Origin of the sequence: Pseudomonas sp. WS 5411, from assembly GCF_012985595.1 — a bacterium.
Taxonomy (GTDB): Bacteria; Pseudomonadota; Gammaproteobacteria; order Pseudomonadales; family Pseudomonadaceae; genus Aquipseudomonas; species Aquipseudomonas shahriarae.
In genome coordinates this window covers 1-12804 of record NZ_JAARMC010000006.1, presented here as the reverse complement: position 1 = coordinate 12804, position 12804 = coordinate 1, and the positions used below count along the sequence as shown (strand labels likewise).

The window sequence follows — 12804 nt, the reverse complement described above, 5'->3', positions numbered from 1 at the left end:
ATGGCGAGTTCAACGATCAGTGGCGTGGGATCTGGCGTCGATACACAGGCAATCGTCAAGGCTTTGGTAGCGGCTGAAAAGGCACCAAAGCAAGCGCAGATTACCGCCCAGCAAAAGACCACGACTACCCAGTTGTCCGCTGTCGGCAGTGTTAAGTCTGCGATGGATGCTTATCGTGCAGCCATCGCCAAGCTGAATACGGCCTCCTCATTCACGGGCCTAGCCGCCACGTCCTCTGAAGAGAAGTTCGCCAAGGTGACCTTGGGTGACTCCGCCTCCAGTGGCAGCTATGCGCTGCATGTAGAGAAACTCGCTACTGCATCTAAAACCCAATCGGCAGTGTTTGCTGATGGTACTTCGACGGTCGTTAACACCGGTTCGGAGGCTCAGATACTTACGATTTCCCAATCTGATAGCGACCATAGGGTATCGATCCCGGCGGGTGCCACGCTGCAACAGACGCGTGATCTGATCAATACCCAGCTACAGTCTAAAGGCCTTAGTGCAAATATTCTGACTGACGCCAATGGTTCGCGCTTGGTGATGACTTCGCAAACCACTGGCAAGGGCAGCGATATTACCGTTGCTTCTGGTGCGCTTGGCCTGGGCACTTTCACGAGAGTGGGTGAGCTTGCACAAAATGCGGAGTACACCATTGATGGTATTGCAATGGAGTCCACTAGCAACAAGGTTACGTCGGCGATCAGTGGCGTGAATCTGGAGTTGGTCGCCAAGGGTGACAGCTCCATCAAGGTGGCGAGCAATACCGATACCCTCAAGACCTCGGTGCAGTCGTTTGTTACGGCCTACAATGCTTTGATTGGTTCGATCAACAGCCAGACCAAGGTAACTGCCACTGGAGAAACTGCGACTACTACGGCGGGTGCTCTGACTGGTGACGCGACTATGCGTCAGTTGGTTTCGACCTTGCGTGGTGAACTGCTTAACGGCTCGGGTTCGGGCGCCCTGGCCAGCCTATCGCAGATTGGCCTAAACACTGACCAGAAGACTGGCCTGCTGTCCCTTGACAATAAAAAGTGGGACAAGGCTGTAGCCACCGGCGGGGCGGATGTCGCGGGTTTGTTTACTGGCGATAAGGGGTTGATCACCCGCATGACTAAAGCTACTGACAGCTATGTGGGTACTACTGGGGTTCTGGCGTCGCGAACCAGTAGCCTGGACGCTAAACTAACGGATCTGGACACTGAGCAGAAAGCCCTTGACCGTCGAATCGAGAGTCTGCAGTTGTCCCTAAGCGCAAAGTACAATGCCATGGACTCCCTGGTGGCTAAGCTCCGGGCCAGCAGTAGTAGTATTATGACTACTCTCAACTCATTGAATAATCCCAAGACGACCTGATTCCCGCTTGGCTCTTTGGGCTTGGATCAATTGTGTTTTTTACCCGGGCCTATGCGCTAGCTTTTAAAGTTTTTTGTCGCGCGGTCGACATAATAGTTAGAGCAGTTTTTCAGCTACTTAAGGTAGGGAGTTAGAGATATGAACCCCATGAGAGCCCTTCGTCAGTATCAGAAGGTCAATTCCCACGCGCAGATTTCCGAGGCTAGTCCGCACCGTCTTGTGCAGATGCTGATGGAGGGTGGGTTGGATCGTATGGCGCAGGCAAAAGGCGCTATGAGCCGTGGCGATGTGGCACAGAAAGGGTTGATGCTCGGTAAGGCGATTGAAATCATTTCAGGGTTGCGCGAAGGTCTGGATCCGGAAAAGGTTGAAGATCCGACGTCAATCAAGCGTCTGGATGAGCTTTATGCCTATATGACATCTCGTTTGGTTGAGGCCAACAGTGGCAACGACGCTCAGATGATTGATGAGGTTGCAGGCCTGCTGATCACTGTTAAAAGCGGTTGGGATGCCATTGCTGCCGAGGCGGCCAATTAAGGCCGTCGGCCTTGAGGAACACAGCATGAGCCACGCACTGCAACGGATCGACGAAACCCGCGACGCCTTGGTTGGCGCGCTGGCAGAGCGCAATTGGGATGCGATCAGCGAATTGGACATGGGCTGCCGTGTCTGGATCGACGAGGTGCTCAGCGAAGCGCCGGTGGACGAGGACGCGCTGCGGGAGAAGCTGGAGAGCCTGTTAGCGGTCTACCAGCAGTTGCTGGAGGTGACGACCGGCGAGCGCCAGGCGATATTTGAAGAGATGTCGCAGATCAACCAAGCGAAAAATGCGTCAAAGGTTTACCATCTGTTCGGCTGATCTGGCTCAGTTAATCCGAACATGGCGCGTCATAAATTTGACTGTTCGCATAATTTTGACTTAACTAGTGCTATTTTCAGACGTCAGGTATCCGTAGCGCAGAAAACGCCTACAGCTATCTAGATTGCCCCGATTCGAGGGCATTAGAGTTTTACTAGGGAAGTTGCTATTGCATGTGGCGTGAAACCAAAATTCTGCTGATCGATGACGATAGCGTTCGCCGCCGCGACTTGGCGGTGATTTTGAATTTTCTTGGCGAAGAAAATTTGCCCTGCGGCAGCCATGATTGGCAGCAGGCTGTCAGCTCTTTGTCGTCGAGCCGTGAAGTCATCTGTGTGCTGATCGGGACGGTAAACGCTCCTGGTGCAGTTCTGGGCCTGTTAAAGACACTCTCAACCTGGGATGAGTTCCTTCCGGTGTTGCTGATGGGCGATATTTCTTCCGTGGATTTGCCGGAAGACCAGCGCCGCCGTGTACTTTCCACCCTGGAAATGCCCCCCAGCTACAGCAAATTGCTCGACTCCCTGCACCGTGCCCAGGTCTATCGCGAGATGTACGACCAGGCCCGCGAGCGCGGACGTCACCGCGAACCCAACCTGTTCCGCAGCCTGGTCGGCACCAGTCGTGCGATTCAGCACGTGCGCCAGATGATGCAGCAAGTGGCCGATACCGACGCCAGCGTGCTGATCCTCGGCGAGTCAGGCACCGGCAAAGAAGTGGTCGCGCGTAACCTGCATTACCACTCCAAGCGCCGCGACGGACCTTTTGTGCCAGTCAACTGCGGGGCGATCCCGGCAGAACTGCTCGAAAGCGAACTGTTCGGCCACGAGAAGGGCGCCTTTACCGGGGCGATCACCAGCCGTGCCGGACGTTTTGAGCTGGCCAACGGCGGCACCCTGTTCCTCGACGAAATCGGCGATATGCCATTGCCGATGCAGGTCAAGCTGCTGCGCGTGTTGCAGGAGCGCACCTTCGAGCGCGTGGGCAGCAACAAGACCCAGAGCGTCGATGTGCGCATCATTGCCGCGACGCACAAGAACCTCGAGAGCATGATCGAGGTCGGCAGCTTCCGCGAAGACCTGTACTACCGCCTCAACGTATTCCCCATCGAGATGGCCCCGCTGCGCGAGCGTGTGGAGGACATCCCGTTGCTGATGAACGAACTGATCTCGCGCATGGAACACGAAAAGCGCGGCTCGATCCGTTTCAACTCCGCCGCGATCATGTCCCTGTGCCGCCACGGCTGGCCGGGCAACGTGCGCGAGCTGGCCAACCTGGTGGAGCGCATGGCAATCATGCATCCATACGGGGTGATCGGCGTGGTCGAGCTGCCCAAGAAGTTCCGCTACGTCGATGACGAAGACGAACAGCTGGTGGACAGCTTGCGCAGTGATCTCGAGGAACGGGTGGCGATCAATGGCCATACCCCGAACTTCGGCGCCACCGCCATGCTGCCGCCCGAAGGCCTGGACCTGAAGGACTACCTCGGCAGCCTCGAACAAGGGCTGATCCAGCAAGCCCTGGACGACGCCAACGGCATCGTTGCCCGCGCCGCCGAGCGCCTGCGCATTCGCCGCACCACGCTGGTGGAGAAGATGCGTAAGTACGGCATGAGTCGTCGTGAGGGTGATGAACAGGCGGATGATTGACGCCTGTTTTTTAACCTGCTGAAAAATAAGGATATTTTTTCCGGCACGGGTATTGCTATAGCACTCGCAACGTTCCGTTTAACTGACGGTCAGCCAAGCGAGAGAGCACGATGCCCCACGCCGCCCACCTTTCTTCAGTCCCTGACTCCCAGGGACTTGTCCCGTCCGTAGAGCAGATCAGCCGGCAAGGGCTTGAGCAGGCGTTTTCGCTGTTCAGCCAGATGTCCAGCCAGTTGACGGACTCCTACAGCCTGCTGGAAGCCCGGGTTTCGGAGCTCAAGGGCGAGTTGGCGGTGGTCAGTGCCCAGCGCATGCAAGAGCTGGCCGAGAAAGAGCGCCTGGCCAACCGTCTGCAAAACCTCCTCGACCTGTTGCCCGGTGGCGTGATTGTGATCGACGACCAGGGCCGCGTACGCGAAGCCAACCCCGCGGCCTGCGACCTGCTGGGTCTGCCGCTGGAAGGTGAGCTGTGGCGCCATGTCATCACGCGCTGCTTTGCCCCCCGTGAAGACGACGGCCACGAAATTTCCCTCAAGGATGGGCGCCGCCTGTCCATCGCCACCCGTTCCCTGGACGCTGAGCCCGGCCAGTTGGTGCTGCTCAACGACCTGACGGAAACCCGGCACCTCCAAGACCAATTGGCGCGCCATGAGCGCCTGTCGTCCCTGGGGCGGATGGTTGCTTCTTTGGCGCATCAGATTCGCACACCGCTGTCCGCCGCGTTGATCTACGCCAGTCATTTGACTGATGAGCAATTGCCGGCTGCCACCCATCAGCGGTTTGCCGGACGGCTCAAGGAGCGCCTGCATGAGTTGGAGCATCAGGTACGCGACATGCTGGTCTTCGCCCGGGGCGAGTTGCCGCTGACCGACCGGGTCACGCCCGCCGCCTTGCTGCAGGCGCTGCAGGCTGCCGCTGCCACCCATGTCCAGGAAGCCTCGGTGCGCTGGCAGTGCGACAGTCATTGGGGCGAGTTGCTGTGCAACCGCGACACCCTGGTGGGCGCGCTGCTCAACCTGATCGAAAACGCCAGCCAGGCCAGCGGCCCGGGGGCGCGCCTCAAAGTGCACCTGTACAGCCGCGAGCAAACCCTGCGCCTGTGCATCAGCGACAGCGGCAGTGGGATTGATCCGGCGGTGTTGCAGCGCCTGGGTGAACCCTTTTTTACCACCAAGACCAATGGCACCGGCCTCGGGCTGACCGTGGTCAAGGCAGTGGCCCGTGCCCATCAGGGAGAATTGCACTTGCGTTCCCGTGTGGGGCGCGGCACCTGTGCATTGATAACGCTGCCGCTGTTTTCCGGCGCGGCCAGCGCGGAGTAAAGAACACGCATACGACCTGTGGTGAGGGGGCTTGCCCCCCCTCACCACGGGGCACCAAATGCAGCTGCCTTTTCAAAAACCTTGGAAAGGATGGGAGTAAGGATAAATGGCTATCAAGGTTTTACTGGTTGAAGACGATCGCGCCCTGCGTGAAGCACTGGCTGACACGCTGCTGTTGGCGGGCCATGACTATCGGGCGGTCGGTTCGGCCGAGGAAGCCTTGCAGGCCGTGGAGCAAGAGTCCTTCAGCCTGGTGGTCAGCGACGTCAACATGCCCGGCATGGACGGCCACCAGTTGCTCGGCCTGCTGCGCGCACGCCAGCCGCAACTGCCGGTGCTGCTGATGACCGCCCACGGCGCGGTGGAGCGCGCCGTCGATGCCATGCGCCAGGGCGCGGCGGACTACCTGGTCAAGCCCTTCGAGCCCAAGGCCCTGATTGAGCTGGTGGCGCGCCATGCGCTTGGCGTCGTGGGGGTGGCAGACGGCGAGGGCCCGATTGCTTTCGAACCGGCCAGTGCGCAATTGCTGGAGCTGGCGGCCAAGGTCGCCCGCAGTGATTCCACGGTGCTGATCTCCGGTGAGTCCGGCACCGGCAAGGAGGTGTTGGCGCGCTACATCCACCAGCAATCTCACCGCGCCAGCCAGCCGTTTATCGCGATCAACTGCGCGGCGATCCCCGACAACATGCTCGAAGCCACCTTGTTCGGCCATGAAAAAGGCTCGTTCACCGGCGCCATCGCCGCCCAGGCCGGCAAGTTCGAGCAGGCCGATGGCGGCACGATCCTGCTTGACGAAATCTCCGAAATGCCCCTGGGCCTGCAAGCCAAGCTGCTGCGCGTGCTGCAAGAGCGCGAAGTGGAGCGGGTAGGTGCGCGCAAGCCGATCCAGCTGGATATCCGCGTGGTCGCCACCACCAACCGCGACCTTGCTGGCGAAGTGGCAGCAGGGCGCTTCCGGGAAGATCTGTTCTATCGGCTCTCGGTGTTCCCGTTGGCCTGGCGCCCGCTGCGTGAACGCCCGGCCGATATCGTGCCGCTGGCCGAGCGCCTGTTGAGCAAGCACGTCAATAAAATGAAGCACGCCCAGGCGCGCCTGTCGGCTGAAGCCCAGGCTTGTCTGATCAGTTACCCATGGCCCGGCAACGTGCGCGAACTGGACAACGCAATCCAGCGCGCGCTGATTTTGCAGCAGGGCGGTCTGATCCAGCCCCAGGACTTCTGCCTGGCCGTCGGCGCCGGCAGCGCTCCAATGCCGAGCCTGGCCCCGGCCCCGCAGGAAAGCGCCCCGGCCGAGGCCGCTGGCGGTCTTGGCGACGACCTGCGTCGCCGTGAATTCCAGATGATCATCGACACCTTGCGCGCCGAGCGTGGCCGCCGCAAAGAAGCGGCCGAGCGCCTGGGCATCAGCCCGCGCACCCTGCGCTACAAGCTGGCGCAAATGCGCGATGCCGGGATGGATGTGGAAGCATTCCTTTTCGCGAGCTGAGATACACATCAGCTGACAAGGTTTGTCGGCTTTTCTTACGAGTTGCCAAGGAGCTGGCACCCTTGTTGCTACTACCCGTACTAACCGCTGCGTAGTGTCAAAAAATTGCGGGTCGTCGGAGAGAGAAGTTCATGAGCCAAGGTGTTGAGTTCAATCGGTTGATGTTGGATATGCGATCCATGCAAATGGACGCCATGTCCCAGCCGAAATCCGTCGCACAAGCGCCGGAATTGGGCCAAAGCAGCTTTGCCGATATGCTCGGTCAAGCCATCAACAAAGTCAGCGATACCCAGCAGGCCTCCAGCCAACTGTCGACGGCCTTTGAAATCGGCAAGAGCGGCGTGGACCTCACCGACGTGATGATCGCTTCGCAGAAAGCCAGCGTTTCCTTCCAGGCCTTGACCCAGGTGCGTAACAAGCTGGTTCAGGCTTATCAAGACATCATGCAGATGCCGGTTTAAGGACGAGATTTAAGTCATGGCAGAAGCAGTCGTGGATAACGTACCCGCCAAGACAGACGGCAAACCGCCGCTGTTTGGCCTGTCGTTCCTGGAAAACCTCTCCGAAATGACCATGTTGCGTCAGGTGGGCCTGATGGTCGGCCTGGCTGCCAGCGTGGCAATTGGTTTTGCCGTGGTGTTGTGGTCCCAGCAGCCTGATTACCGGCCGCTCTATGGCAGCCTGGCGGGGATGGACGCCAAGCAGGTCATGGAAACCCTGGCCGCCTCCGATATTGCCTACACCGTCGAGCCCAACTCCGGCGCCTTGCTGGTCAAGGCCGACGACGTCGCCCGTGCCCGCTTGAAGCTGGCCGGCGCGGGCGTGGCGCCGACCGATGGCAACATCGGCTTTGAGATCCTCGACAAAGACCAGGGCCTGGGTACCAGCCAGTTCATGGAAGCCACCCGCTACCGTCGTGGCCTGGAAGGCGAACTGGCGCGCACCATCGCCAGCCTGAATAACGTCAAGGGTGCCCGTGTGCACCTGGCCATCCCGAAAAGCTCGGTATTCGTACGCGATGAGCGCAAGCCCAGCGCCTCGGTACTGGTCGAGCTGTTTGCCGGGCGCTCCCTGGAGCCGGGCCAGGTCCTGGCCATCGTCAATCTGGTGGCGACCAGCGTTCCCGAGTTGAGCAAATCGCAGATCACCGTGGTCGACCAGAAAGGCAACCTGCTTTCCGACCAGGCGGAAAACTCCGCGCTGACCATGGCCGGCAAGCAGTTCGACTACAGCCGCCGCATGGAAAGCATGCTCACCCAGCGCGTGCACAACATCCTGCAGCCGGTACTGGGTAACGACCGCTACAAGGCCGAAGTGTCTGCCGACGTGGACTTCAGCGCTGTCGAGTCGACCTCCGAGCAGTTCAACCCCGACCAGCCGGCCCTGCGCAGCGAGCAATCGACCAGCGAACAGCGCACTGCCGCCAATGGTCCTCCGCAAGGCGTACCCGGCGCCCTGAGCAATCAACCGCCAGCCCCGGCCAGTGCCCCGCAAACCACCGGTGGCGCCGCCGCGACCGCCAGCGCGATCCAGCCCGGCCAGCCGCTGTTGGACGCCAACGGCCAGCAAATCATGGACCCGGCCACCGGCCAGCCAATGCTCGCGCCATACCCGGCCGACAAGCGTCAGCAGTCCACCAAGAACTTCGAGCTGGACCGTTCCATCAGCCACACCAAGCAACAGCAAGGGCGCTTGAACCGCCTGTCGGTGTCGGTGGTGGTGGATGACCAGGTCAAGATCAACGCCGCCAACGGCGAAACCACCCGCGCGCCGTGGACCGCCGATGAATTGGCGCGCTTCACGCGCCTGGTGCAGGACGCCGTGGGCTTCGATGCCAGCCGTGGCGACAGTGTCAGCGTGATCAACATGCCGTTCTCCCTGGAGCGCGCTGAGGTGATCGCCGATATTCCGTTCTACTCTCAACCCTGGTTCTGGGACATCGTCAAACAAGTGCTGGGGGTGTTGTTCATCCTGGTGCTGGTGTTCGGCGTGCTGCGCCCTGTGCTCAACAACATCACCGGCCACGGCAAGAAGCAGCTGGCGCCGTTCGGCGATGTCGAGTTGGGTGGCATGGGCGGCCTGGATGGCGAACTGGCCAACGATCGCGTCAGCCTCGGCGGGCCGCAGAGCATTCTGCTGCCAAGCCCGAGTGAAGGGTATGACGCGCAGTTGAATGCAATCAAAAGTCTGGTGGCAGAAGACCCGGGTCGTGTGGCCCAGGTCGTGAAAGAGTGGATCAACGCAGATGAGTGAGAATCGAGCCTCTGTTGCCAAGCTGACCCGGGTCGACAAAGCCGCCGTGCTGCTGCTGTCCCTGGGTGAGACCGACGCTGCCCAAGTGCTGCGCCATATGGGCCCCAAGGAAGTGCAACGGGTCGGTGTGGCCATGGCGCAGATGCGCAATGTGCACCGCGAGCAAGTCGAGCAGGTGATGAGCGAGTTCGTCGAGATCGTCGGCGACCAGACCAGCCTGGGTGTCGGCTCCGACAGCTACATCCGCAAGATGCTCACCTCGGCCCTGGGCGAAGACAAAGCCAACGGCCTGATCGACCGCATCCTGCTGGGCGGCAACACCAGCGGCCTCGACAGCCTCAAGTGGATGGAACCGCGGGCGGTGGCGGACGTGATCCGTTACGAGCACCCGCAGATCCAGGCGATCGTCGTGGCCTACCTGGACCCGGACCAGGCCGGCGAAGTGCTCGGCCATTTCGATCACAAGGTGCGCCTGGACATCATCCTGCGCGTCTCGTCGTTGAATACCGTGCAACCGGCGGCCTTGAAAGAACTGAACACCATTCTGGAGAAGCAGTTCTCCGGCAACTCCAACGCGGCCCGTACCACCCTGGGTGGTATCAAGCGCGCGGCCGACATCATGAACTTCCTCGACAGCTCGGTGGAAGGCCAGTTGATGGACTCGATCCGCGAGATCGACGACACCCTGTCGGTGCAGATCGAAGACCTCATGTTCGTGTTCAACAACCTGTCCGATGTCGACGACCGTGGCATCCAGGCGTTGCTGCGTGAAGTGTCCTCCGATGTGCTGGTGCTGGCCCTCAAGGGCTCGGACGAGGGCGTCAAGGAAAAGATCTTCAAGAACATGTCCAAGCGTGCCTCGGAACTGTTGCGCGACGACCTCGAAGCCAAGGGTCCGGTGCGCGTCAGCGACGTGGAAACCGCACAGAAAGAAATCCTCACCATTGCCCGCCGTATGGCCGAAGCCGGAGAAATCGTTCTCGGCGGGAAGGGCGGCGAAGAAATGATTTAAGGCGCAGCGCATGTCGAACAATGATGAGACGCCCAGCGATCTGATTCGCGCCCGGGACGTCGGCGGGTTCGACGTCTGGTCGCTGCCCAGCTTCGACCCGCATAAGCCTGAGCCCGAGCCTGAGCCGGTCGAAGAAGTGCCGGTGGAGATGGAAGAAGTGCCCCTGGACGAAGTCCAGCCACTGACCCTCGAAGAACTCGAAAGCATCCGCCAGGAGGCTTACAACGAAGGCTTTGCCACCGGCGAGAAAGAAGGGTTTCACAGCACCACGCTCAAGGTTCGCCAGGAAGCTGACGCGGCCCTGAGTGCCAAGCTGGCCAGCCTGGAACGCCTGATGGGCAGCCTGTTCGCGCCGATTGCCGAGCAGGATTCGCAGTTGGAAAAGTCCATGGTGGGCCTGGTGGAACACATCTCCCGCCAGGTTATCCAGCGTGAGTTGGTGCTGGACTCCAGCCAGATTGAAAGCGTGATGCGCGAAGCCCTCAAGTTGCTGCCCCTGGGCGTTGGCAATGTGCGGCTGTACATCAACCCTCAGGATTTCGAGCAGGTCAAAGCCCTGCGCGAGCGCCATGAGGAGACTTGGCGGATTGTCGAGGATGCCGCGTTGCAGCCTGGCGGTTGCCGGGTCGAGACCGAGCACAGTCGTATCGACGCTACGGTCGAGACGCGCATTGCGCAGATCATGGCCAAGCTGTTCGACCAGTTGCACGAGCAGGTGCTGCATCCGGCGGCGCCCGACCTGAGCATCGACCTGGACGCCCCGGATGCGCCTTGACCGCACCAGCTTCGCCAAACGCCTGGGCGCTTATGCCGAAGCCACCGAGTTGCCCGGCCAACCGATCCTTGAGGGCCGCCTGCTGCGCATGGTCGGCCTGACCCTCGAAGCCGAGGGCCTGCGCGCCGCCATGGGCAGCCGCTGCCTGGTGATCAACGATGACAGCTACCACCCGGTGCAGGTGGAAGCGGAAGTCATGGGCTTTTCCGGCAGCAAGATATTCCTGATGCCGGTGGGCAGTCTCGCCGGTATCGCACCGGGGGCGCGGGTCGTGCCACTGGCGGATACCGGGCGCCTGCCGATGGGCATGAGCATGCTCGGCCGGGTGCTCGACGGCGCCGGCCGCGCCCTCGACGGCAAGGGCGGGATGAAGGCCGAAGACTGGGTGCCGATGGATGGCCCGACCATCAACCCGCTCAAGCGCAACCCCATCAGCCAGCCACTGGACGTGGGTATTCGTTGTATCAACGGTTTATTGACGGTTGGTCGCGGCCAGCGCCTGGGCCTGTTCGCCGGTACCGGTGTGGGCAAGAGTGTGCTGCTGGGCATGATGACGCGCTTTACCGAGGCCGACATTATCGTGGTCGGCCTGATCGGCGAGCGGGGCCGTGAGGTCAAGGAGTTCATCGAGCATATCCTCGGTGAAGAGGGCCTCAAGCGCTCGGTCGTGGTGGCCTCGCCGGCGGACGATGCGCCGCTGATGCGTCTGCGTGCGGCTATGTACTGCACGCGGATTGCCGAATATTTTCGCGACAAGGGCAAGAATGTCCTGTTGCTGATGGACTCCCTCACCCGTTTCGCCCAGGCCCAGCGGGAAATCGCCCTGGCCATTGGCGAGCCGCCGGCAACCAAGGGCTATCCGCCATCGGTATTTGCCAAGCTGCCCAAGCTGGTGGAGCGGGCGGGTAATGCCGAGGCCGGTGGTGGCTCGATCACGGCGTTCTACACCGTACTCTCTGAAGGCGATGACCAGCAGGACCCGATTGCCGACTCGGCGCGGGGTGTGCTCGACGGGCATATCGTGCTGTCCCGGCGCCTGGCCGAGGAAGGGCACTACCCGGCAATTGATATCGAAGCGTCCATCAGCCGGGTGATGCCGTCGGTGGTCAGCGCCGAGCATATGACCCGCGCCCAGCAGTTCAAGCAGTTGTGGTCGCGCTACCAACAGAGCCGCGACCTGATCAGCGTGGGGGCCTATGTGGCCGGTGGCGACCGTGAGACCGACCTGGCGATTGCCCTGCAACCGCAACTGGTGACCTACCTGCGCCAGGGCCTGAACGACAATATCAGCATGGCCGAAAGCGAAGCGCACCTGGCGTCGGTGTTCGCCCCTGCGCCTGGCGGTTAACCGGCCATGGCAACCAGTCGCGCCGCGCGCCTTGCTCCCGTGGTGGAGATGGCCGAAAGCGCCGAACGTACCGCCGCCCAGCGCCTGGGGCATTTCCAGGGCCAGGTGCGCCTGGCCGAGAGCAAGCTCGGTGACCTGGAGCGCTTTCGCGGCGAATACCAGCAGCAGTGGATTGACCGCGGCAGCAAGGGTGTTTCCGGGCAGTGGCTGATGAACTATCAGCACTTTCTCAACCAGTTGGAAAGCGCCGTCGGCCAGCAGCGCCAGAGCCTGGCCTGGCACCAGAACAACCTCGACAAAGCCCGCGAAGGCTGGCAACAGGCCTACGCCCGGGTCGAGGGCTTGCGCAAGCTGGTGCAGCGTTACATCGATGAGGCGCGGGCCCTGGAGGACAAGCGCGAGCAGAAGTTGCTCGATGAACTGTCCCAGCGCCTGCCGCGCCAGGATCAGTACTAGCCGCGTCGGTAGGCAAAAATTGCGATAGCTATGAGTGTCTACACAACTGCTCTTTTTTGGTTGTTGGGGATGTGTGCATATCCATTGCTGCGGTCACGGCAGCTTAGGGTTCCGCCCTTACGGCGGCTCACTTTGGAGAAGCGCCAAAGTAAGCAAAACGCTCTTGCCGGTATGACTCACCCACATGGGTTACAAATCAGTTCACGCACATAGGTAACAGTTATTAACTGGCAGGGTCGATTTTGTGAGGATCTGACCATGCCCTGGGAAGAGCTGAAACCTATG

The 12804-nt window shown here is 60.9% G+C and carries 12 protein-coding genes; all 12 read left to right on the top strand.

The annotated features are described in order from the left end of the window. The 12 genes from fliD (at position 1) to fliJ (ending at position 12519) form a co-directional block, all read left to right on the top strand. Entirely contained in the window at positions 1–1359 is a 1359-nt protein-coding gene (fliD, locus tag HBR93_RS11600) for a flagellar filament capping protein FliD (protein WP_057960248.1), read from the top strand. A 138-nt stretch (positions 1360–1497) separates the two neighbouring features. Beyond that, positions 1498–1896 (top strand): flagellar export chaperone FliS, encoded by a 399-nt coding sequence (gene fliS, locus HBR93_RS11595; RefSeq protein ID WP_057960247.1) that lies wholly within the window; start codon positions 1498–1500, stop codon positions 1894–1896. Positions 1897–1921: 25 nt separating this feature from the next. After that, entirely contained in the window at positions 1922–2218 is a 297-nt protein-coding gene (locus HBR93_RS11590) for a flagellar assembly protein FliT (protein ID WP_057438799.1), read from the top strand. A gap of 173 nt (positions 2219–2391) precedes the next feature. Continuing rightward, positions 2392–3867, top strand: coding sequence for a sigma-54 dependent transcriptional regulator (locus HBR93_RS11585; RefSeq protein ID WP_057960246.1), 1476 nt, complete (start codon positions 2392–2394; stop codon positions 3865–3867). Between the two features lie 110 nt (positions 3868–3977). Next, positions 3978–5189 (top strand): ATP-binding protein, encoded by a 1212-nt coding sequence (locus HBR93_RS11580; protein WP_178112122.1) that lies wholly within the window; start codon positions 3978–3980, stop codon positions 5187–5189. Between the two features lie 106 nt (positions 5190–5295). After that, positions 5296–6675, top strand: coding sequence for a sigma-54 dependent transcriptional regulator (locus HBR93_RS11575; RefSeq protein WP_057438802.1), 1380 nt, complete (start codon positions 5296–5298; stop codon positions 6673–6675). Positions 6676–6806: 131 nt separating this feature from the next. Continuing rightward, complete coding sequence (gene fliE, locus HBR93_RS11570; RefSeq protein ID WP_057438803.1) at positions 6807–7136, top strand: flagellar hook-basal body complex protein FliE; 330 nt, start codon at positions 6807–6809, stop codon at positions 7134–7136. Positions 7137–7152: 16 nt separating this feature from the next. Next, the gene (fliF, locus tag HBR93_RS11565) at positions 7153–8928 is read left to right on the top strand and encodes a flagellar basal-body MS-ring/collar protein FliF (protein ID WP_115127660.1); all 1776 of its coding nucleotides are present in this window, start codon (positions 7153–7155) and stop codon (positions 8926–8928) included. Further along, on the top strand, positions 8921–9940 hold the full coding sequence (fliG, locus tag HBR93_RS11560) for a flagellar motor switch protein FliG (RefSeq protein ID WP_057438804.1): 1020 nt from the start codon (positions 8921–8923) through the stop codon (positions 9938–9940). Before fliF ends, fliG begins: the two co-directional genes overlap by 8 nt. A 10-nt stretch (positions 9941–9950) precedes the next feature. Continuing rightward, positions 9951–10715, top strand: a complete 765-nt coding sequence (fliH, locus tag HBR93_RS11555; RefSeq protein WP_057438805.1) for a flagellar assembly protein FliH — start codon at positions 9951–9953, stop codon at positions 10713–10715. Next, on the top strand, positions 10705–12063 hold the full coding sequence (gene fliI, locus HBR93_RS11550; protein ID WP_057438806.1) for a flagellar protein export ATPase FliI: 1359 nt from the start codon (positions 10705–10707) through the stop codon (positions 12061–12063). The genes fliH and fliI overlap by 11 nt, the downstream gene beginning before the upstream one ends. A 6-nt stretch (positions 12064–12069) precedes the next feature. Further along, positions 12070–12519: a flagellar export protein FliJ gene (gene fliJ, locus HBR93_RS11545; RefSeq protein ID WP_057444567.1), complete on the top strand. Its 450-nt coding sequence runs from the start codon at positions 12070–12072 to the stop codon at positions 12517–12519. Positions 12520–12804 lie beyond the last annotated feature (285 nt).